Raw genomic sequence first — 22,503 nt, forward strand, 5'->3', positions numbered from 1 at the left:
GGTTCGTAAAACCTAGGGTACCCTGACAGGGTGCGACGTTAATTTAACTGACAAAATGAAACCATGAAAAAGATACTTTATTCCATATTCGCTTTAAGTACCATCATGTTCACTGCTACCTCCTGCACCGAAGACAGAGGCACCACGACGGAAGTGGAAGATTCAAACGAAGACGAAAACGTAGACCCAAGCCACATCAGAGGATACGGTGACAGAGAACCAGGCGGGTTACCACCATCAAGTCCTGAAGCCGACCAGATGTATGGCTTTAGCACGGAAGAACTCTCCAACCGGCTAACGGCAGATTTAGGTGTAGACACCGTGATAGCCGCGCAGATGGTGCGAGTTTACTACGACCGTAGCAGACAGTTAAGTGAAATGCAGCGCTCAATGCAAGCAGAAGGACCAATAGAGAATACGGATGCAGAACTACAACGTATAGACACTGAAACAGACCAGCGGATAAGAGAAATACTGAGTCCGGAACAGTATAGAACATATGAGCAAAACCGAGCAAATTATAATGAGATGACACAGAACAACAACGCTGCCGGCTCCGGAATGTAAGGACTTTACCTTATTGAAAATAGCTAAATCAACAAAAGCCTGTAGCGCGCGCGGCTACAGGCTTTTGTTGATTTAGCTATTTTCTTTACTTTTATGTGGTTGCCGGTCTGCCATATTTTTGATTACCATAGGCTGGCATACTATTTGGGCTGCTCATTCGTATTAATCCATATATCCAACCGCTGCTACGGCTTCAAATTATTACATGCTCCGATACTTATTCGTTTCTATTTGTGCTTTTCTGCTCCTGTGCTGCATACCTGCGCACGCTCAAAAGAGCATCAGACTGAGCGGCACAGTGGTGGAGCCAGATCGTACAACCCCTGTACCAGGGGCAACTATTGTAAAGGTGAGCACGAGTCTCGGTGTACTGTCAGATGAGCAGGGGCAGTTTAAAATAGATGTGTCACAGAGTGACACTTTACTTATACGCGCTGTCGGATTTAAGCCGCTTTTATACTTGCCTAGCAAACTACCCGTTTCTGAGCTGCGCGTGAACATTGTGCTGCAGGAAGACAGTATCATGTTAGGCGAGGTAGAGGTTACCAGCCGCCCTTCGCAGGAAATGATTGACCGGGCACTGCGCAACATGAAGCGGGGGCAGGCAAGCCAGACGAAGAAGCCAGGCTACATACCCGGTTTAGAGCCGCCTCCCCCACCGCCAGCGCCAGCGCCCACTATCGCCAGCCCCATCGGCCTGATGTATGACATGTTCTCCAAAGAAGGCAAAGAGCGCCGCAAACTGGAAGAACTGAAACAACTAGAGGAGTTGGAGCGCAGGCGAAAGGAAGAAGAAGACTACAATCGCTTTTTTAAAGACAACAGAGGATACGAATAAAAGAAAGCCTGCAGCTAATGCAGGCTTTGCTGTTTTCAGAAGCGTGTGATAGTCCTGCAGAAGACTTCAGTCTGGCCTTGTCTGCTTCTTTAAAGAAGACACCGGTTACCGCGAAAAGCAGCTAAACAAGGGCGTGCTCCGTAGGTTAGTGTATATGTATAGCTAAAACTACCTGCATGAAGATCGGATACCCTTGTATGAACAACACCCTCGACTGTAGCTCCTCCCGCACTTTTCGGCTCGCCTCCTACTCCGAAGAGCGCCTGATAGAGACGGTGGAGCAAAACCTGGCCTGTCTGCACCGCATCCTGGAGTATAACGTGCAGCACGGCCTCTTCTTTTTCCGGCTTTCGTCTGACCTAGTACCCTTCGCCTCGCATGAGGTGAACAAGTATAACTGGCAGGAGCATTTCAAGATGACCTTCCGGAAGCTGGGCAGTTATATAAAGAACAACAACATGCGCATCTCCATGCACCCTGATCAGTTTGTGGTGCTCAACTCGCCTAACGAGCAGACGGTGAAGAACAGCGTGGCAGAACTGCTGTACCAGGCAACCATACTGGACTTAATGGGGCTCGACTCCACGGCGAAGCTCCAGATACACGGCGGCGGCGCCTATGGCGACAAGCCTTCCGCTATACAGCGTTTTGCAGAAGTGTATCACTCCCTGCTGCCTGAAGCTGTAAAGTCCCGTCTCTGCGTGGAGAATGATGACCGCACCTATTCGCTACAGGACTGCCTGCAACTGCATGAAGAAACAGGTATGCCCATTATTTTCGATAATTTCCACCACGAATGCGTGAACAACGGAGAGCCTATGCGTGAGGCGGTGCAAATGGCCGCCAGCACCTGGCAGCCGGAACGTGACGGCATTCTGATGATGGATTACTCCTCACAGGCACCGAACGAGCGCAAAGGCAAACACGTGCAAAGCATACAGGAGCAGCTTTTCCACGACTTCCTGGCTGAAACCGAAGGTCTGGACATGGACATTATGCTGGAAATAAAAGATAAGGAGGAAAGTGCTCTGAGAGCAATTGCCTTAGCCAGAACATTGGGGCGTGTGCACGCTTAAAGCGTATGTTTTAGAAAATAAGCTGGTACAGCCATTCTATCAGTTCCCACATCGCCCACAGCAGTAGCATCAGCACAACTAGTATACTAACAATAGCCATGATGAGAATACCTTTGCCGCTGCCCTGGTACTTCCCTTCTTCATAATGGCGATGCAGGAGCCGTACATTACGTTCGTTGGCTTTAAAGGCAAAGTCAAAGATATTACCCAGTATGGGCACACTACCGACAACGGTATCTATGGCCAGGTTAATGAGCATGAGCACGACTAACTTGCCGCTGGCTCCGTGGCGTGCTATCGTCAGTATGATCGTAGCAGACATAGCAAAAGAAGCCAGATCACCAGCTACGGGCAGCAAACCCAAAATTGGGTCTAAGCCAAAGCGGAACTTGGTGCCTGGAAACGTAAACTGGTTGTCCATCATACGCGCCATATAGTTCACCCATTTCAGTCGCTCTGTTTGCGGCGTGCGGGTGTAGCGCAGGTTTTCATGTGCCATAAGCGCTTATACGGCAGCAGCAGTCGAAAGGTGCAATTTCAGGCATTCTATAAAAGCCTGCCAGTGCAGTCTGCCTTAGTTTCTTCTCCTCTTTCTAAAGGCTTTGTTTCTTTTCTTTTGTTGTTTGCCTAGGCTTCTGGTGCTATTCCACCTTTTGGTGTTGCCTTCTGCGCGGCCATTGTTATAGCGCATGCTTCGTCCGTCATCATTTACCACTATTGCTTTTTTTCCTCTGAGGGGTGAGCAGGAAAAGGTTAACAACGCCACCACCAACACCATCAGGAACTGCTTAGAAATGTTCATATATACTTTACTCTTTAATTGTTTTGATTCTCAGAAAAGCCTAACGCAAAACGAACATAAAAGTATTAAATTTTACTGGAAAAAGCCAAATAGAGTCTATAAACAAACAAAAAGAGCCACAGAAGCTACGTTACAGCTTCTGTGGCTCTTCGAGGATTTATAAGCGACTCACTTTTTTTTGCCTTTGGCTGCCTTGCCACCCTTCACAGCTTTTCCTTTGCCAGGCTTTGACTTTGTATGCCCTGGGTTAGTGGTTCGCGGGTGATGCGGGTTATTCGTATTTTTGCTCCAGCCCTTGTGCAAGCCGTTGTCTTTTCCTGTTGCTTTACTCTCTTTCAGGATGATGACTTTCCCTGTTCGGGAGGGATATTTTTGGGAACTGGAGCAGGAAGCTATGAGCACAATGGCAGATAGCATAATGAATCCTTTCAATAAACTTAATTTCATAAACAGATGCTTGATGGAGGTACAATATAGCTGAAAATGTATATCAATGCACCTGTTGTTGTGTCTTTCTGAATTTTAATTGAGTTGGTTCCCCTCTACCCTTCCTGCTCCTAACAAATAGCAAATGAACAGCTGTACTATTCTGGATAGAGGAACGAACAGCTTATATGCAGTTACGGCATAAGGAGTGGATATTTGTATGGCATCAGTTGGAGTGGTTTAAAAAGATTAAGGCCCGTAGCGTTCACTCTACGGGCCTTTCAATCAACCTTATTATCTAAATTAACAGATATTCTGCATCCATATACTGCCATCTATATAGAAAGGTTTAAATAATGAGTAAAAACAATTCTCCATCACAGAAAAAGACATATCTCTGTTCGCTCTCTATGTAAGCTGTACACTGAAATCAGTTTTTCCCGCTTTAGCTTTAAAAGTATTACCTGATCATATCAAACTGTGTTTCTTACCGGCAGCATTCACAAGCGCTCAGTTACAATGGCTAGACTAAGGACTCACATGCTGTTTCTTTTATTTCAGAGAACCGTGATAATTAAGGAGCAGTTAAAAGCCTATCTTCCAATTTTCTGCACTGCAGAAGCGTTATCTACAGGAACAAGTTTCGTATACTTTATGGATCTATACCAGTTTAACAGGAGACCACTGGAGCAGCGGGCAGGCATTGTGATGGAGCATGGTACTTTCTTGGCAATCCGGCATAGGTCGCAGTACATCATTAGTTTGTACTACATCAACCAGTTTTTTGCTGAAATGTGGTATGAGCCAAGAAGACACGAGTTCGTACTTGTGCGCGGTCTCAAAGATAGAATAGCGCTGGAACCTTACTTAGCTATGATAAAGCTTTCCGACATCATGTAATTATTAGCTTTCAAGGACCTAAGCCTGTCCTCAGCGGTGAAGTTCCAAAGGCAAATCAGGTATACCAAATTGTCAGAATTACCACCGTCGTCAGGTTTTCCGGAAGTAACAGGCTACCTAATAAGCTGATTACTTCTCATTCATTTCATACACCCGCACATAATCAACTTCCATCGACTGCGGAAATACAGAAGGGTCAACACCTGCTGCTCCACCCCAGTTACCTCCTACTGCAATGTTCATCAGGAGATGGAACCGCTTGTCGAAAGGCCAGACACTGGGGCCCTTACCCTCATTCGGAAATTCAAAGACTTGCTGGTCGTCAATATAACCTTTCACAGCGACAGGCGTCCAGTCAACACGGTACAGGTGAAACTCCGTGCTGGCTGTTTCCACTACTTTGCTTTGCCCTTTCTGGGTGCCCTGACTATGGTTATAAGCTTCGGTATGTACGGTGACGTGCACTTTATTCTGGTCAAAGCCAACATGCTCCATAATGTCTATCTCTCCGGATTTTGGCCAGCCGCCATAAGCCCAATCGGTTGGCAGCATCCAAAGGGCGGGCCAGGTGCCTTTGCCTGTTGGAAGCTTTGCCCTGATTTCGAACCTGCCATACAGAAAGTCGCCCTTGTCTTTAGAAACCAATCTGGCAGACGTATACTCTCTGCCCTTGTAATTTTCTTTGCGGGCTGTAATCATCAATGTACCATCTGACACATAGGAGTTGCTGCTGCTATCGGTATAGTATTGCAGCTCATTATTCCCCCAGCCACCTCCACCTGTGTCATACCCCCACTTAGTAGAGTCTGGCTGACCGGTATACTCAAATTCATCAGCCCAGACCGGTACGCTTTCAAATGACCATTCTTTCTCGTATTGGGACGTTGCCGGAGCAGTAGTTTGTGTTTTACAACTGCAAAGCATCGCAAGCAAAGCTGTGCTCAACAATAAAACATGCTGATACATTTTACTTCGGGTAGTAGGTGGGAATAACGTTTTTTTCATTGCTGAGAGGGTGTAGTAAAACCGACACAAATAAGATTACTTCAAAGATTAGGTCCTTCGCCTGCCTTCAGCTTGCGAACAAGAAATGTATGGCAGATTCCAAGCTCTAATAAATATAGACAAATTACCTTAATAGGCGAACGCCATATACTCCTCCTGCAACAGAACCTTCCTTCGCAGCAAATTTCACCTCTAAGACCCCATTTGATGCCTTAACAAGCTCCTCGGGGATGGTATAGTCCGCTTCAAAAAACATATCTCCCATTGCACCATCCAGGCTCACAGACTTCAGGAGCGAACCATTTATATAAATCTCAAAATGCCGATCTTTATCGAGTCCGAAATACGTCACACGCAGCTTACGGGCTTCTTTTTTTGTATCCTTGAGGTCGTAACTGAACCAGCCGCTGGCATGGCGCCAGTGCCGGTCTCGGTGCACACCTGATTCAGTTTTCTCTCCCCGGTAATTGTGATCCGACTCCGGTTGCTGCTCTCCCGGCGCTACCTGGTCAATGGTAATGGCTTCCAGGGACATTCTTGCTTCTTCCTCTTCGCGCAGCTTTTTCTTTCTGGCCTCCAACTCTTCGGGGCTGGATACAGGCCAGTACAGCATATAGCGTGTGTCGTGCACCTGGAAAAAAGGCACCAACTCCACATGTTTATATCTGTCAGAAGAAATAAGGCTGGAGGCCGTGAAAGTCAGGGATTTTCCTGCCACCGGTTTTAAGCTTGCCGCCAGGTTGTTGCCCTCAAGCATCAGCACAGGGGCTTCTTCTATAGAATAGGTCGGGCCGTCGGCAATGTGCCCCATGCGACTGTCATCAGCTATAAGCCCCTCCAGGTCTGCTGTGTCTGTGGCGGCGGCCAGCACGATTGGGCCATGCACAAAAGACACCCAGGGCGAATTATCAGGCAGGTACTCAGCCTTCGTTTCCATGGGCAGCGTGATGGAAACGACATCGCCTGATTTCCATTTCCGCTCCACTGTTACGTAAGAAGAGGCTGCTGATTTTACCTTCACCTCCTTGTTATTTACACGCACCTTCAGCCCATCTTTTTCTACCCAATCCGGGCGCCGGATATGCAGGGCAAACTTCTGTGGCTTTTTCAGGCTTAGTTTTATTTCGGATGCTTCCTCAAAAGGAAAACTGGTGCGCTGTGTTACCTCTACTCCCCGCTCTTTCCAGTGAAGGCTGGATGGAATAAACAGGTTCACAAAAAGGTCTCTGTCGTTATGAGCGTAAATAAGCTCCCCATACTTGCCATGGTTTTCCAGCCCTGAGCCGACACAGCACCAGAAAGCCTCTTCCGGCTGCGAATACACCCGGTAATGCCTTGGCCGCATTGGCGTGAAATACACAAAGCCGCCCCTTGTAGGGTGCTGCGAAGAAAGGATGTGGTTGTACAGGCCCCGCTCGTAATAATCGATGTAGGCAGACGAGGCACTCGACAAATACAGTTGCTTCGTTAGTTTCAGCATGTTATACGTGTTGCATGTCTCCGGTCCTTCTTTCGACTCTACCATTGAGGAAAAATCACTGGATGGGTGAAAATGCTCCCTTACGCTGTTACCACCAATAGATACTGTTCTGTTATCGACTACTTCATCCCAGAAGAATGCCGCAGCATCTGCCCATGGTTGGTCACCGGCTACCTCGGCCACTCGCTTGTACCCGATTACTTTCGGTATCTGTGTATTGGCGTGCAAGCCGTTTAACTGGTCCTTTTCAGCCAGCAGCGGATCAAGTATGGAACGATGGGAGAATCGGCGGGCAAGCTCCAGATATTTCCTGTTACCGGTGATTTCTGCCACATCCGCAAACACTTCGTTCATGCCACCGTGCTCACTGCGCAGCATGTCCTGCATTTGCTCATCCGAGAGGTCAGCCGTTAGCGTCAGGCTCCAATCGGAAAGCTTGACCAGCATTTCTTTTGCTTTTTCGTTTCCTGCAAATAAGTAAGCGTCACGCAATCCAGCGTAAATTTTATGTATGTTATACCAGGGTACCCACTTATCGTTCAGGGAGAATGTTTCGGCATCGATGTTTCCTTTCGCAATTTCCTGCCACATCACTTCGCCACCCGGAACACCCCCTACATAGCCGTTCCCGTTTTTTTGCTGGCAGGTTTCCAACTGGTCCACCATGTAGTTGAGCCTTTGCAGGAGTTCCTTGTTACCTGTAGCAGCATACATCAGGGACAGTGCCGTAAGGTAATGGCCGCCTATGTGGCCGTCAAGCCCTGTGTTTTCCCAGTTGCCATAAGACTTTGCTTTGGGCTCTATCACAGCCTCCCGCAGGTAAGGCGCCAGCAGCCTGTCCGGGTCCAGTTCCAGGATGTATGCCATATCTGTCTGCTGCGCCTGCTTAAAAGGGCTTTCCAGCAAAGCAACAGAAGAAAGAGGAAAGGTTTTCAGTTGGCTGGTTTGGCTGTAACCAACAACTGGTACCAGAAATAAAAGGATATAACTCAGAAACCGCATCTTCATCTTTTAAATAATTTAAGAGGTGTGTACATCATTGCCCAAGGCAACCAAGCTACCATAGAAAATGTAAACTATACACTTAAAGATACAACAAAAGCCATACTTATGGAAATGAGATTTCTCTTTCCATAAGTATGGCTTTTGTTGTGAAAAGATTCCCGCTTGTCACCGCATAAAGTAACGCCTGTAAACTCCCTCAGGTACTACGGCTCCTGATTTTAAATTACTTTCCAATCATTTTATACACCGTTCCTGTTCCCTCACTCCTTCAACATAAAATCAACTAATAGTTCATGCAATGCTGTCCGCAACACCACCGGTCCTACCAGGCCAGACTCCAGTAAGGGAGAGTCTTTGGTGTAGTGTTTCCAGGTAGTAAAGGCGACTCTGCCGTTGTCAGGCTTTGGCTTGCCCTGCTTATACCATTCCGGCAACTGCTTTATGGCGCCGCCGCTCAGGCTGGCAAAACCACTGCCTCCGGCACCTGGCGTGTAATCGTCTACATCCGGTAACTGCTCATCGCCTATCAGGCGGTTAGGCCATAGGTTTGTTACTCTGATTTCAACACTGTTCGATCCCGATTTCACAATATCTGACACGTCTACGCGATAAGGCCGCTTCCATAGAATACCCAAATCTTTTCCGTTCACCAGTACCTGTGCCAGCACTTCCACCTGCCCCAGGTCCAGGAACAGGCGCTGGTCCCTGCTCTTTACGGCTGAGACAGTGTTTGCGGGCACATCAAAGGTTTTTTGGTAGGTAGCAGTGCCGGAGAAATATTTTACGCCATCCTGAGTGTGCTGGTGCAGGGACATAAGCTGGGGCAGGGTAACACTGGCGGGCGCCCCCAGGTCTGGCGGAAAGTTTACCTTCCATGGCCCTGTCAGTTGCTGCTGCTGCTTACCAAGTCCTGAGACCTGCACAGTAGTACTGCGTCCGGCGCTGTCCTGCAGCGTGTAGCGGCCATCCTGCCAGAAGAGCAGCCCGGATTTTCCGCTGCCGAACATTTCTACTGAAGGTATTTCCTGCCGTACCGGCACGTTTTGTATGGACAACTGCCGGATACGCTCTTCACTCACAGCCTCACCCAGAAGCTCCGGCTCCGTCATATCTCCATTATAATAGGAGGCTCCCTCCTCCAGGAAAGCCTCCCCCACTCCCGGATGCACCTTGTCGCCGCTTCCTTTCCCCTTCTCTACCAACTTCCCGTTCACATAAACCGAGGGTACATTATCCTGATAAACCAGTGCCACGTGGCTCCACCCTGAGATAAAGACAGGCGCAGCCAGCGCCAGCGTCGGCTTACCCGATCCGTGCTCCCACACCGCCACACCGTTGCGGCCTACCGCGAGTCCGGCCGTAGCGTGCCCCGGACCGTACTGCGTCTCGCCCGAAGGAGGATAAATGGCGTAGTAGTCTGTCCAGGGATCTTTGATATTATCCATAAAATTCTGGGTGCTGAGCATGACATTGAATTCAGGTTTGGCCCAGAAGCTAATCGTGAAGTTACCCGACACATCCTTATAAAGCTTCCGTGGCTCCTTCAGAAAAGGCTTGGTGCTGAGCAAGGGGGTATTGTCCTTTAACACCGCCTGCACATGCCGCGCCGGGGCTGGTGTGCGAAACACAACGAATACCGAGCCGGAAGGCTCTAACTGCACCGGCACGCGCACCTGATCACCTACCTGCTCATACATACTCACCGGTGTCATCATACCAGTATCGGCATCCCACAGTTCCGGCTGCATACCCTTCACACGGAAAGTACAGACCAGATCCTCCTGCTTTCTTCTCTGGTTAGCCAGGAAATAAATATCTGCACCATCAACACGGCGGTGAATATAGGTGATGGGGGCATCACCTGAACGGGAGGATACCTGGAAATCCGATTTCAGTGCCAGCGCATCCAGCACTGCCTGCAGTGGTTGGCTCCCATACACCCGGCCCCGGCCTACGCCGCTGCCATTGCCCCACAAATTTGCTGTAATGCTATCAAATTCAGACTGATTATCCGGATAACCCTGCAGCCCCAGCGTATACTCAGGTTTAGGCCCTATAAGTATCATTCCCTGGTTCACCAGTTCCTGTAGCTTACGCAGTAGCCCGAGTGTGATACCTTTCGGCTCCTGAAGCACCAACGCCCTGTAACTCATGCCGTCCGGCAGCGTGATACGGCCGTTTTCCACCTTCACGCGCTTCATGATTACCTCGGCGTCCATCAGGTCATAGTCATAGCCTTCGGGCGGCGGCGGGTTCAGTTCACTCCTGTCCACAACGGTGTACCCGCCGGGGCTCTCGCTGGTGAAATAGGCCAGGTCTGCCACAAACAGCCCCTGCTGCAGCAGGCTCTGGCAGCGGGTCAGGTAACTTATCCACGCCTTGCCTGGTTCCCACCAGGTATTGGTGCGGTCGAAGTGAATGCCCCAGGGCCCCATGGTCATACCGGGTTTGGCAGTAGGATGCGGCTGATGCGCGAAGCGGTGGAAAACAATCCGGTTCAGGCCCTCCGTAAATTTTTTATCGCCTAAAGCCTTCATAGCAAATGGATATTCCTGCCACCTGGCAGACTCAGGTTCGCCAGTGAAAGCCTCTGCGCCTATTACCTGCTGCCCGTTTACGTGCGCAATGGAGGCAGACAGCTTCATGGTCCTGCGCATGGTCCAGTTATTCTGGAATATAGAAGAGAGGCTGTTCCAGAACTCACCCAAATTTATGTCCATCCTTGCTCCAATCTGCATTTCCTCCATCGGCCCCCTGTCGTAAGGCTGCGAATAGGAGATAATGCCGTGCTGGTGGCACAGGTCGGTAAACTTACCATAGTAGTTATCAGCCATCAGGTCAGCCTGCGAGCGGCGAAGGTCCCAGAGGAAACGGTTTGTTTCTTCCACGCTACCTACCACGCGGCCTGTCATAGCAGGCAGGTACTTCAACAGGTCGTAGCCCATGCGTTTCCGGAATTCCTGCTCAAACCCAGGTGTCCAGTTCTGCATACCCACCTCGTAACTATCAATCAGCAGGCCCACTTTGCCTTTCTTTGCGAGCGGGTGCAGCGAGGGCAACAGGTTTTCCATCATCTTTTTGAAGTGGAATTCAATGGCCTCTGCACTATACTTATCGCATTCCAGCCCTACGCCGGCATCGGGGGCAGAGCGGTTCAGAGTGCCCATAGAGGTAAAGCCAATACGCAGGATAGTCCAGTTTCCGGCAGGCGCTTTCCACTTCAGCTGCCCGCTTTTATCCATAAATGAGGTGAGGTCAATGATGCGGTCCCGGTTGATGACGGACGCGGCCGGCACCTCATTCGTGTTACCTGTTATATCCGAAATACCGTCGCCGGTGAACCTGTAGTTTGCTTTCTTCAGCCAGTTTTCCAGGCGGGGAGCGCCGGAAAACCGCACCTGCGCATACTGCCTTGTCTCAGGCGATGTAAGCCGGAAGTACCTGGCTCTGGTGGCGGGAAATTCCGAGATTATCATTGCCTCCTTCGCGGATCGGGCAATTTCACCCGCTGCATTAATAGCAGCCACCTGCCGGAACTGCACCCCATCGTCAGAGGCCTCCAACGTTAAGCCACCGCCCTGCCCGCCGCCAAAACCGCCGCCACCTACAGGGGAGCCAACCAGCATAAGGGTGCGCACCTCATATGGCTCCTTAAACTCAAACTGCAGGTAACCTGGTTTTTCGCCTTCGCCCGTCTGAACAGATACTCCCTGCGGGTCCTCACCTATCAGCTGCTTTACCGCAACAGGGCCACTACTGGAGGTAATGCTTTTCACCAGGTCCTGCAGCGAAGCCTCACCCGAAAGCGAAGGGTATGCCACTACAGCCACATCCCGGTAATGGTCCAGGTTAGTAAACGGTTGGGGCAATGTTCTTTTGATTCTTCTGCCACCTCTAACACTTTCCTCGCTCCAGGTAAACTGCAGCATCGAAAGCTCCGGTGTAATCCAGGGGCCTCCGCTCGACGACCAGCCCGGGCAGTTATGCATGGTGAACTCTAAACCCAGCCGATCCGCCTCCCGAATGGCATGTGTTTTCAGTTCGAGCCATTCCGGGCTCAGGTACTTAACAGGACCTTCCACAATACCGGTGCCGGCATCAAAATTCTGAAAGCCGCCCACACCAATGCGCTCCATGGCTTCCAGGTCAAGAGTGATTCCTTCTTTCGTTACATTCCCGTTCATCCAGTGCCACCAGGTATGAGGCCGGGCCGACGCCGATGGCGTGATAAAGCTCTCTTCTAAACCTGTTTGCCTGTTCTGGCGCAGGGTCTGGAATATACCTGCGGGGGTGATGAGGGTAAGGAGCCCTGCGGCACTTGTATTTTTAAGGAATGTTCTTCTTTTCATGTGTTCTGATGATAGGGTGTGCAGGTGTTAGCTTCAGACGCGCGCGTGCACCTACACCTATAGGTACAGCTATAAGCCTTGCGTTTCGATTATTCAGAAGGCTTATGGCGCTCCTGAATATAGGAATAAGGTATAATGCAACTATGCTGTACTGTCCTGTGAGCGCCAAGAATCAAGCGTCCATAAACAAAGCTACTTATAGCCAGCCGTACATTGTCATTGTTTTACCATTTGCCTGTACAGGAAATCCAGCGCTGCTTTGTCCGGCAGCGGTTTCACTTCAACCTTCTTATCTAAAACCATTACCTGCTTCTGCCCTGTAGTATAGGCGGGCCATTGGGGAAGATTTTTGCCATTGGGATTGCCGGTAGCAGCAAAATTTACCCAGTAAGCAGACATTACCTTTGCAAGGGCATGATCTTCTGGCTCCCAAGGGCGGTTTACAAATTTAAGGTTGTCATAAGCGTAAGGTACCTCACCGGTATGGAAGGCACCGTATTTTACGTACTCACCTGTTGCCGGAACCTTTCGGGCAAAACGGTAAACATATACCTGAGGCTTTCCCTGTTCACTCTGCACATTGGCCCAAATGTAATTCTGAACGCCAAAAACCATGTCCCTTGATAATTTCAATTGCGATGCTGCCGCTTCTGCATCTGTGGCACCCGGGTAGTACTGCAGGAAGGTACTTGCCTCGGAACCATATTGCGCTTCTGCCTCTTTCCGGAAATCTTCTGCACTTTTGATGGGGCCGAACAGCAGTCCTTCATCTTCGTTCCAACCCGTTAGCAGGGCTACCTTGTTCTGCTGTCCTGCCGCAAAAACTTCTGGAATGGCAGCAGGCAACACATAACCGTCTATGATAGGGCGCGTTCCCTGTGCTTTCTTCAATAACTCAGCCGCCGGTATGTCTCTTAACGCTGCAAGTGAGGAAGCATTAAAGGCCTGCGCCACTTTAAGCCCCTCCTCTTCTGCCTTTTGCAGGGTTGCACTTCCCCTGGAGAAGTTGGCTCCGCTTTGAGCAATTGCTTTAACGAAGAGCCCTTTTGCCAATGGAGAGGCTACCAGCGCATTCACACTCATGGAACCTGCCGACTGTCCGGCAATGGTGACATTGGCAGGATCACCGCCAAAAGCAGCAATGTTTTGCTGCACCCATTGCAAGGCGGCTATCTGGTCCATGAGGCCATAATTTCCTGAGGCACCCTTTCCTGATTCCTTGGTAAGTTCAGGATGGGCGAAGAAGCCAAAGGGGCCTACCCGGTAATTGATGCTCACGAACACAATCCCTTTTTGCGCCATGGCTTCCCCATCGTATATAGGCACAGCGCTACCGCCGCTGTTAAATCCACCGCCGTAGATCCAGACCAGCACCGGCCGCTTCTCTTTAGCTGATTTGGCACCCGTCCATACGTTCAGGTAAAGGCAATCTTCACTGATAGGTTCTTTCGGGATCAGGAATTCTTCTGACCACATGCTGAAAGGCGCTGGCTCTGCCTGCATCGGGCTGGGACCAAATGCCTCGGCCTTGCGTACGCCTGCCCAGGGTTTTACAGGTTGAGGAGCTTTCCAGCGCAGGTCGCCTACCGGTGGTGCCGCGAAAGGAATGCCCTTGAAGCTGACAACATCGCCGGACTGGTTCCTGACTCCGCTCACCTGGCCTGCCTGTGTTTTTATGACCTCGGGCACCGGCATAAAAGAAGTAAAAGCGGCCAGGGCGAAAGCACATACAGCTAATACGATGGGTATTATGTGAAGGCTCCTTTGCATTGGAATCTATTTTGCAGTGGCTACCTGTATCAACTCTTTGTCGTGGTGGTTTTTTACCACACTGGCATTATCAAATAGCATAGTAGCTCCGTTTTCGGCAGTGTACTCAGGCCATTTCGGCAGGCCTTTGTGGTTCGGGTTCCCGGACTTGGCAAAGTTTATCCAGGCCCGGCTCATTTTATCCGCCAGTGCGTGCGCCTCTTTCCCGCCACCGGTCATTTCTTCGCAACGGCTAATGTTATCAAACACAAAAGGAAGTTCCATGCAGTGCATGGAACTATAGGTGCCATCCAACACTGGTGACTGCCATGTAAACAGGTACATGTAAACCGGGGCCGTGCCATGCTTCGCCTTCTGGCTCGCCTGCTCAATGGCCAAGGAGCGGAAGTTGAAATCGAAGAGTACATAATCAGAAGGTTTGGCTGTTTCAGGATATGCTTTTTTTACGGCCGCCATATAAGCCTCTGTTTTATCGCCGTATGTTTTCTGCAGGTTAGCTTTTGCAACTTCCATACTTAACCCATGGTTGCCCGGGTTAAAAGGAGCAAATTCAGATTTAGTGGTGCCTACTAGTAAAGGAATGTCTTTAGAAAGCGCAATAGCCGCCGGTTCAGTTGGCTGGTAGGGTAGGAATTCACCATCCAGCACAGGCCCCCAGCCTATATTAACGGCAGGCTTTCCTTCAGCTTTCAAGTCGCTCTGTACTTTGGCGATGGCTTTTTTGCTGGCAGCGCTCAACTGATCATACGGTAAATGCTGCAGGGAATCGACCTGGCTAGGCTGTAGTTTTAGTTCTTCCAACAGGGCGGCACTCACGCGTTTGGCCAGGGCGGCATCTGTGAATTTTGTGATGTAGCTGCCGCTTTGCACAATGGCTTTATGAAACAAGCCTTTCGCGGGGGGGGCATTCATCAGGGAGGTGACTTTACCGCCTCCTCCGGACTGACCGAAGATGGTGACGTTATTCGGGTCGCCGCCAAATTCAGCAATATTTTGTTTTACCCACTGCAGGGCCATGGCCAGGTCAGTTAAACCGGCATTAGCCGAACCTTTGTATTTGTCACCGTAGGCAGACAGATCCAGAAAGCCCAGCACATTCAAGCGGTGATTTACCGTTACCACCACCACATCTCCTTTCGTTGCCAGGCTTTTGCCGTCATATGAAGGGAGTTCTATAGACGAACCGGCGGTGAAACCACCTCCATGCAGCCATACCATAACGGGGCGCTTTTTTCCATCATTTATTTGGGGTGTCCATACGTTCAGGCTCTGGCAATGCTCATTGGTGTAGCCCCAGTTATGTTGAAAAGGGAATTCAAACACATCATTAACAGTAGTAGTGGGATCAGTAGGGCAAACAGGACCGTAGGACATGGAACTGCGGACACCTTCCCAGGATGCTGGCTTCTGAGCAGCCTGAAACCGTTCTGCCCTGGCATACGGAATCCCTTTATATGTGAAAATACCATGATGTATGTAGCCGCGCACTTTCCCATATGCTGTGTTTGCAATGGCCTGGTTGGCGCTGGCTATGATGGGTGTAACGGCATCAGCTTTCTTTTGCCCCATTACCGCCATGGGTCCTAGCAATAGAAAACAAGAGAAGAGTAACAGCTTATTTTTCATATGATTCTGCTTTAAGATAAATGCTCTTTTGCCTTATCCTGACTTAATAATAACCATCTTTTTCATTATGTCAAAATAACGCAATGAAAGACTGGCAATTATTTTCTGTCACATGAACATCCTGAAATCTTTTGAGGTCATTCTGAATCTGTCGAGAAAACCTTTAACCTCTGACAGTGCAGACGCAAGAGCACCTTATGCAATACAACTCTGCCTAAGCCACCATTGTGAATTGCTTATCCGATGGTATGAAGCCTGCAGCTGCATTAAGTAGCTTTGCACTCTCCAGGTTAAGAGGATTTGCCTGGGGTGGGTTACCCATATTTAAATCGACCTGTTTTGGCAGTACTTAACCTGAGCTAATTAAGGAATGGCAACACCGTTATCCTGTAAAACATTATGCAGGAATAACACATGGTAGGGCAGCGCATTTCCCCAGTACTCCCAGGTATGTGCGCCGGGTCTTTCTATATAAACGTGAGGCGTTTCATTGGCCAGTAAAAGGCGGTGCAACTCCCGGTTTGTTTCTATCAGGAAATCATCCACGCCACAGTCAATCATCAGCTTCACATCATTTGCTTTTATCTGGTCTGTCAGGCCTACTGCCGTGTAAGCCGGGTATGGATGAGGCTGACCCTGTGGAGGTCCTAATAACCGCGCAAAATTCAAAGCACGAAGTTCTGCAAACTCAGCGGGCACTTTCCAGGTTGCCGTATTAATGTCCATAACCCCACTCATGCTTCCTGCCGCACAGAAAATATCCGGATGTTTGGCAGAGATATAAACAGCGCCATGGCCGCCCATGGAAAGGCCGGCTATCACCCTGCCCTTACGGTCCTGAACCGTGCGGTAAGTTTTATCTATTTTTTCTACCAGCTCCTTCGAAATAAAGGTTTCGTACTGGCTGCTTGCATCTAAAGGGCTGTCGAAGTAATAACTGGTAGGTCCCGCATCCGGAGTAACGATAAGTAGTTTATATTCATCAGCCAGACGGTGGAGCAGCATTTTGTCCGGCGTTTTACTTAACCAGTCGCGGTAACTGCCAGTACCACCATGCAGCAGGTAAAGCACCGGGTACGCCTTTTTTGACTTTTTATACCCGGCAGGAACCACTACGGCAGCTTTAACTTTCTTCTGCATCGACGCACTGGAGATTTCCAGTGTGTCCACTTCGGCAGCAAAAGAAGTTCCAGAAAAACCTATCCAGCAGAGACTAATGCAAAGCAGCATGAGTAAAGTTCTGGGTATGGTAAAAGGCATGGCGTGGAGTTAAATATTGAATCAGTGTAAGTATTTATGACAGCTGTGTCTCAGTTAAAAAATAATCTCTCAGAAATCTTTTTGATTCACTGAAATACACGCTGTTGCTGCTTCCCTGTTTTGAGGTTTATGTTGGCAGCTATTTGTTTTCTGCATATACCTCCTGCAGTTGCTGCGTCAGGAACTTATGTGCATTGGGGATTTCTACTTCAGGGTTATTCACGCGCCCCTCAATAAATAAGGGGCCACTGTACCCAATTGATTTTAAAGCCTGGAAGTAAGGTCTGAAGTCTTCACCCACCACGCCGGGCAGCGTTCGGTTTTCCTCTTCCGCTATCTCCACATACACAATCACATTGCCTGCATCTACGATATGCTGCGGTGGCTCATTTTCTTTCATCATGTGGTAAATGTCGGCATTCAGCCTGAAGTTCGGGTGATTGGCTCCTTTTACCACGCCGGCAGCTTCCTCGAGCGTGGTCAGGAAGTTGGTTTCTGTGCTGTTCAAATTTTCCAAAGCGACCGTGATACCATGTTTCTGAGCCACCTGCCCTATCTTACGGGCCAGTTGAGTGAAGTCTTTTGTCGCTTTTTGGTAGTCATAGTTCTCCGGCAGTTTTCTGGCGCCTCCGCTCCCTAAAACAATCACGGGTACTCCTGCCTTTTTTGCCCTTTGAAACACCTGGTCCGCATAGGCCAACACCTTTTTCTCATCCACCTCAGGCCCTGCTATTTTCAGGTCGGAGGGGAAAAAGACATTACACACGTACAATTTTGTTTTTGCATCTTTTATTTTCTGCACGTTCGACTGGAATTCAGCTTCAGTTAAGGAAGGTCCCAGCATTCTTCCTACAGACTCACCCTGCATTTCGAAACCAGATGCATACAGCAGGCTATCCTTGTCAAGGGAGGCCATCATGCCCAGCTTTGGAATCTCCTGCGCTTCAGCGTTGAACACTGGCAAGGCGCAAAGGGATAGAAATAAAACATAAAAAATAGCTCTCATATAGTCAATTGTTTTATAGTGGGACCCGATTTAGAAATGCCACAGTATGAACTGTAACTAAAGCTATACATTTTTTAGGATAATCTTATACTAAATCTGCTTTATCTGAAAGATGATACAGGTTTCCATGACATATTAGGTGTTAACTTTTTTGTACCTTTCCGTCTAAAGTTATCTAACAATGAAGATTAGAATGAGCGATAACTCCCTCAGATTGCGGCTCATGCAGCAGGAGGTAGAGCAGTTTAACAGGGAAGGCAAGGTAATGACCGCAACGCAGTTAGGTCCGTCGCCGTCGCAAATTCTCCGCTACTCTTTGACAAAAGACGAGGGAGCAGAAGTAGTGACAGCCACTTTTATCTCTAATGACATTGAGGTGCGTGTCCCGGCAAAGCTAAGCGAAGAGTGGGCACAGACTGATCGGGTTGGTCTGGAAGATCAGATGCCGCTTGGAGAAGGAAGGCACCTGTACATCCTGATAGAGAAAGACTTTAAATGCCTGCAGGAGAGACCACGTGAAGATGAATCGGATGCCTTCCCAAATCCCCTGGGCATGAAGTGCTGAACGAACAAGTTTGGCAAGCCTTCGCTACCGATTCTGTGATTATGGTTATACTTGCACATGTTTGATTTCCGTCTGAAAGTCTTTTATACAGTGGCCAGGAGGCTCAACTTCACTAAGGCTGCTGAAGAGCTGCTCATATCCCAGCCTGCCGTCACGAAGCATATCAAGGAGCTGGAAAGCCAGTTTAACCTGGCACTCTTTGACAGAAGAGGAAACAAGGTGCTGCTGTCTCCTGCCGGAGAGATCCTGTTGAAACATACAGAAGCCATGCAGGAAATATACCGGCAGGTGGAGTTTGATTTAAACCAACTGAACCACACTTTGAAGGGTGTGCTGCACGTGGGATCTAGCACGTCCATCACCCAATATATATTGCCCCCTATGCTGGCCCGTTTTCATAGCATGCACCAGGAAGTGAAAGTGGAACTGCTTAGTGGCAATACCGAGCAGATTGAGCAGGCACTGCTGGATAAAAAAATAGAAGTGGGCGTTGTGGAGGGAAAATCCAAACGAAGGGAAATCCACTACACCCCCTTTCTGAAAGATGAAATTGTTCTGGTGTGCAGCAGCAAAAACCCGCTGGCAAAGAAAGAAGAAGTAAAACCGGAAGACCTCCGGAAAATCCCCCTTTTACTCAGAGAGCCAGGCTCCGGCACGTTGGAAGTAATTGCGGATGCCCTAAAGCAAAAAGGAATTCGCCTTGCTGATTTGAATATTGAAATGCAATTGGGGAGCACTGAAGCGATTAAGTCTTACCTGCAGCACTCCGACTGCGCCGCTTTTTTATCTATACACGCCATTCTGAAAGAGCTGGAAAGCGGAGCGCTCAAAGTCATTGAGATCAAAAAGCTGCCGATCCACCGTCATTTTTACTTTATTACGCCGCAGGGCCCGGAAAGCGGTTTGGTTTCTCTTTTGATCCGCTTTCTAGCTCGAAACCATAATATTTGATTATTGGCAGAAGCAGCTACATATATTATTTGCTATACCAAATCTACCAACTATACAGCAGTAGACATAGAGAAGAAGTATTCTCTCATGTTGCTTTAGCAAGCGTCTGGATAATATGTTGGTTTGTTTCTACCACCCTCCTGCTATCCTCGCTGGCGTAGCAGTTTATAGTTCTCTTCTCAGTTACTTCTCTTATCACTATAACCTCAGGTTATCTTAAATCATTTTTTACGATTGGCCTTGCCTGCTGTTCTGCCGTACTTTTGGGTATGTACATAGAAAATAGAAGCAGGCAAGTATGGCTTTTATGTCTGTACAAAATGAAAAACCTGTAAGAAGGTCTTTGAAGTATAATACTAATAAATATTCAACCTATAAATTAATAACACTATGAGTCTAAGAATCGGAGATGACGCACCAAATTTTTCAGCACAAACTACAGAAGGCGATATAGATTACCACCAATGGCTGGGAGACAGCTGGGGAATTCTATATTCTCACCCTGCGGATTTTACTCCGGTTTGCACAACAGAGCTTGGCCGTACCGCCCAGTTGAAAGATGAGTTCGCTAAAAGAGGCACAAAAGTAATCGCTGTTAGTGTGGATGAATTGGACTCGCATCATGAATGGGTAAAAGACATCAATGAAACACAGAACACAAATGTCGAATTTCCCATCATCGCCGATGTAGATAAAAATGTGGCCACTTTATATAACATGATCCACCCGAACGCTTCTACCAGTGCGACTGTGCGATCCGTCTATTTTATTGGCCCTGATAAGAAAGTCAAAGCGAATATTACCTACCCGGCTTCTACAGGAAGAAACTTCCAGGAGATACTAAGAGTAATCGACTCGCTTCAGCTGACTGCCAACTACAGCGTAGCCACTCCGGCAGATTGGAAGGAAGGCCAGGATGTCATCATTTCGCCTTCTATCAAACAGGAAGACGTGGAAGAAAAATTTCCGAAAGGACACAAAATAGTAAAGCCATACCTGCGGTACACACCACAGCCAAACAAATAAGCTTTGATGGATTTAATGAAGGGACTGGCAAGAGGGCCGTTTTCTGATAAGCAAGCAGCACAACTAAATGAGGCACTGTCCGGATTAGATTCCGGACAGCTTCAGTGGCTGTGCGGCTATGTTACAGGTGTGTCGCAGGCAGCGCCTGCAGCGGCAGATGACGGTACAACTGTGCCTGCTGTGGCAGCTGTAGCAGAAACGCCGAAGTTACAGATTCTGTATGGCAGCCATACCGGCAACAGCGAAGCGCTGGCAAACAACTTGGCAAAGCGGGCGAAAGCACAAGGCGTTGAAACGGAGGTGTCGGATATGGCTACCTTCAAAACCCGCGACTTGAAGAAGCTCACCAATCTAGCGGTGCTGGTCAGCACGCACGGTATAGGCGAGCCTCCTGTGCAAGCCGAGGATTTCTACAATTTCCTGCACAGCAAGAAAGCGCCGGACCTCTCGCATGTCAACTTCTCTGTGCTTGCCCTCGGCGACAGCAGTTATGTGGACTTCTGCCAGACAGGAAAAGCCTTTGATGCAGCGTTTGAGAAACTGGGAGCCCAGCGCATCAGCCCACGGGTAGACTGTGATGTGGATTTTGAGGATTTGGCAGAGGCATGGCAAGACTCTTTTCTCCAGAAAATATCACAAACCTCCAGTGTAGCACCTGCGGCCGAAGCAAGCAGCGATAACGCAGCTGAGGCAGTACAAACCGCATACTCCAGGAAAAACCCTTTTGAAGCGACCATCTTGGAAAAAATTAACCTGAACGGGAAAGGATCATCCAAGGAAACCATACACCTTGAACTGAGCCTGGAAGGTTCCGGCTTGCAGTATGAGCCCGGCGACGCCCTTGGTGTATATGGCACCAATTCGCCGTCTTTGATAGAAGGTGTGCTGCAGGCAACCAATCTTTCAGGTGATGAAGTGGTGCAGGGCCACAACGGCGAAAAAACACTGGCTGAAGCACTGACTTACGACTATGAGCTAAGCCCGCTTTCCAGGGTTACCTTAACCAGTTATGCGGAGCTAACAGAAAGCATCAAGTTAAAGGGCATATTGGCAGACAATGACAAGATGCTGGAGTACCTACACGGGCGGGATATATTGGACTTACTGAATGAGGAACCCTATACTCTGAAGCCAAGCGACATGCTGTCGGTGTTGCGGAAAAATATGCCACGGATGTATTCCATTGCCTCGGCACAGGCTGCGGTAGAAGATGAAGTGCACCTGCTGGTATCTGTTGTCCGGTACCAGGCGTATGGCAGGAACAAAGAAGGGCTTTGTTCTGCCACACTGGCCGATCGGTTTAAAGTAGATGATAAAGTAAAGGTTTTTGTAGATAAAAACACCCGCTTTAAACTTCCAAAAGACGCGGCCACCCCTGTTATCATGGTGGGCCCCGGCACGGGAGTAGCTCCTTTCAGAGCTTTTATGCAGCACCGTGAGGTGGAAGAGCATACCGGCAAGTCCTGGCTTTTCTTCGGCGACCGCAATTTCACAACTGACTTTCTTTACCAGACCGAGTGGCAGCAGTACTTGAAAGAAGGTGTCCTGACAAAAGCGGATGTGGCTTTCTCCAGAGACCAGGAGCAAAAGCACTATGTGCAGCACAGAATGCTCGAAAATGGGAAAGAGCTGTATAACTGGCTGGAAAGCGGCGCGCATTTTTATGTATGCGGTGAGGCAAAGCGAATGGCGAAAGATGTGCATCATACGCTAAAGGAAATCATTGAACAGCACGGCGGTGTTACCCCTGAAAAAGCAGAGGAATACATCAAGCACCTTCAGATAGCAAACCGCTACCAGACCGACATTTATTAGCCGCAAATTCAGGTCAACCAAAACGCTGTAAGCCAT

At 48.9% G+C, this 22,503-nt stretch carries 18 protein-coding genes; 8 read left to right on the forward strand and 10 right to left on the reverse strand.

Annotated elements, in window-relative coordinates:
• Nucleotides 1–63: 63 nt before the first annotated feature.
• The 3 genes from E1919_RS08420 (at nt 64) to uvsE (ending at nt 2,481) form a co-directional block, all read left to right on the forward strand.
• On the forward strand, nt 64–567 hold the full coding sequence (locus E1919_RS08420) for a hypothetical protein (protein ID WP_162052911.1): 504 nt from the start codon (nt 64–66) through the stop codon (nt 565–567).
• A 205-nt stretch (nt 568–772) separates the two neighbouring features.
• Nucleotides 773–1,405 carry a carboxypeptidase-like regulatory domain-containing protein gene (locus E1919_RS08425; protein WP_162052912.1) on the forward strand — a complete coding sequence of 211 codons (633 nt, stop codon included), beginning with the start codon at nt 773–775 and terminating at the stop codon, nt 1,403–1,405.
• Between the two features lie 176 nt (nt 1,406–1,581).
• Nucleotides 1,582–2,481 (forward strand): UV DNA damage repair endonuclease UvsE, encoded by a 900-nt coding sequence (gene uvsE / locus E1919_RS08430; protein ID WP_162052913.1) that lies wholly within the window; start codon nt 1,582–1,584, stop codon nt 2,479–2,481.
• Between the two features lie 10 nt (nt 2,482–2,491).
• Here uvsE and E1919_RS08435 read toward each other — a convergent pair whose 3' ends face one another.
• The 3 genes from E1919_RS08435 to E1919_RS08445 all read right to left on the reverse strand — a co-directional run bounded on the left by E1919_RS08435 (nt 2,492) and on the right by E1919_RS08445 (nt 3,730).
• Nucleotides 2,492–2,980: a DUF4112 domain-containing protein gene (locus E1919_RS08435; protein WP_162052914.1), complete on the reverse strand. Its 489-nt coding sequence runs from the start codon at nt 2,978–2,980 to the stop codon at nt 2,492–2,494.
• Between the two features lie 75 nt (nt 2,981–3,055).
• Nucleotides 3,056–3,283 (reverse strand): hypothetical protein, encoded by a 228-nt coding sequence (locus E1919_RS08440; protein WP_162052915.1) that lies wholly within the window; start codon nt 3,281–3,283, stop codon nt 3,056–3,058.
• Nucleotides 3,284–3,451: 168 nt separating this feature from the next.
• On the reverse strand, nt 3,452–3,730 hold the full coding sequence (locus tag E1919_RS08445) for a hypothetical protein (protein WP_162052916.1): 279 nt from the start codon (nt 3,728–3,730) through the stop codon (nt 3,452–3,454).
• Between the two features lie 633 nt (nt 3,731–4,363).
• On the opposite strand from E1919_RS08445, the gene E1919_RS08450 reads away from it, so the two are divergent.
• Nucleotides 4,364–4,609, forward strand: a complete 246-nt coding sequence (locus E1919_RS08450; RefSeq protein WP_162052917.1) for a hypothetical protein — start codon at nt 4,364–4,366, stop codon at nt 4,607–4,609.
• A gap of 129 nt (nt 4,610–4,738) precedes the next feature.
• On the opposite strand, the gene E1919_RS08455 is transcribed toward E1919_RS08450, so the two are convergent.
• The 7 genes from E1919_RS08455 to E1919_RS08485 all read right to left on the reverse strand — a co-directional run bounded on the left by E1919_RS08455 (nt 4,739) and on the right by E1919_RS08485 (nt 18,110).
• Nucleotides 4,739–5,614: a glycoside hydrolase family 16 protein gene (locus tag E1919_RS08455; RefSeq protein WP_237144170.1), complete on the reverse strand. Its 876-nt coding sequence runs from the start codon at nt 5,612–5,614 to the stop codon at nt 4,739–4,741.
• Between the two features lie 124 nt (nt 5,615–5,738).
• On the reverse strand, nt 5,739–8,102 hold the full coding sequence (locus E1919_RS08460; protein WP_162052918.1) for a glycoside hydrolase family 127 protein: 2,364 nt from the start codon (nt 8,100–8,102) through the stop codon (nt 5,739–5,741).
• Nucleotides 8,103–8,359: 257 nt separating this feature from the next.
• The gene (locus tag E1919_RS08465) at nt 8,360–12,448 is read right to left on the reverse strand and encodes a glycosyl hydrolase (RefSeq protein WP_162052919.1); all 4,089 of its coding nucleotides are present in this window, start codon (nt 12,446–12,448) and stop codon (nt 8,360–8,362) included.
• A 216-nt stretch (nt 12,449–12,664) separates the two neighbouring features.
• Nucleotides 12,665–14,218, reverse strand: a complete 1,554-nt coding sequence (locus tag E1919_RS08470; RefSeq protein ID WP_162052920.1) for a carboxylesterase/lipase family protein — start codon at nt 14,216–14,218, stop codon at nt 12,665–12,667.
• A 6-nt stretch (nt 14,219–14,224) separates the two neighbouring features.
• Nucleotides 14,225–15,844, reverse strand: a complete 1,620-nt coding sequence (locus E1919_RS08475) for a carboxylesterase/lipase family protein (protein ID WP_162052921.1) — start codon at nt 15,842–15,844, stop codon at nt 14,225–14,227.
• Between the two features lie 363 nt (nt 15,845–16,207).
• Nucleotides 16,208–17,104: an alpha/beta hydrolase gene (locus E1919_RS08480; RefSeq protein WP_394351751.1), complete on the reverse strand. Its 897-nt coding sequence runs from the start codon at nt 17,102–17,104 to the stop codon at nt 16,208–16,210.
• Between the two features lie 139 nt (nt 17,105–17,243).
• On the reverse strand, nt 17,244–18,110 hold the full coding sequence (locus E1919_RS08485) for a sugar phosphate isomerase/epimerase family protein (protein ID WP_162052922.1): 867 nt from the start codon (nt 18,108–18,110) through the stop codon (nt 17,244–17,246).
• Nucleotides 18,111–18,291: 181 nt separating this feature from the next.
• Between E1919_RS08485 and E1919_RS08490 the strand changes: the two genes are divergently transcribed.
• The 4 genes from E1919_RS08490 to E1919_RS08505 all read left to right on the forward strand — a co-directional run bounded on the left by E1919_RS08490 (nt 18,292) and on the right by E1919_RS08505 (nt 22,467).
• Nucleotides 18,292–18,675 carry a DUF7009 family protein gene (locus tag E1919_RS08490; RefSeq protein WP_162052923.1) on the forward strand — a complete coding sequence of 128 codons (384 nt, stop codon included), beginning with the start codon at nt 18,292–18,294 and terminating at the stop codon, nt 18,673–18,675.
• Nucleotides 18,676–18,732: 57 nt separating this feature from the next.
• Complete coding sequence (locus E1919_RS08495) at nt 18,733–19,626, forward strand: LysR family transcriptional regulator (RefSeq protein ID WP_162052924.1); 894 nt, start codon at nt 18,733–18,735, stop codon at nt 19,624–19,626.
• 390 nt (nt 19,627–20,016) lie between these two features.
• Nucleotides 20,017–20,652 carry a peroxiredoxin gene (locus E1919_RS08500; RefSeq protein ID WP_162052925.1) on the forward strand — a complete coding sequence of 212 codons (636 nt, stop codon included), beginning with the start codon at nt 20,017–20,019 and terminating at the stop codon, nt 20,650–20,652.
• Nucleotides 20,653–20,658: 6 nt separating this feature from the next.
• Nucleotides 20,659–22,467 carry an assimilatory sulfite reductase (NADPH) flavoprotein subunit gene (locus E1919_RS08505; RefSeq protein ID WP_162052926.1) on the forward strand — a complete coding sequence of 603 codons (1,809 nt, stop codon included), beginning with the start codon at nt 20,659–20,661 and terminating at the stop codon, nt 22,465–22,467.
• Nucleotides 22,468–22,503 lie beyond the last annotated feature (36 nt).

Origin of the sequence: Pontibacter pamirensis, from assembly GCF_010015475.1 — a bacterium.
Lineage (GTDB): Bacteria > Bacteroidota > Bacteroidia > Cytophagales > Hymenobacteraceae > Pontibacter > Pontibacter pamirensis.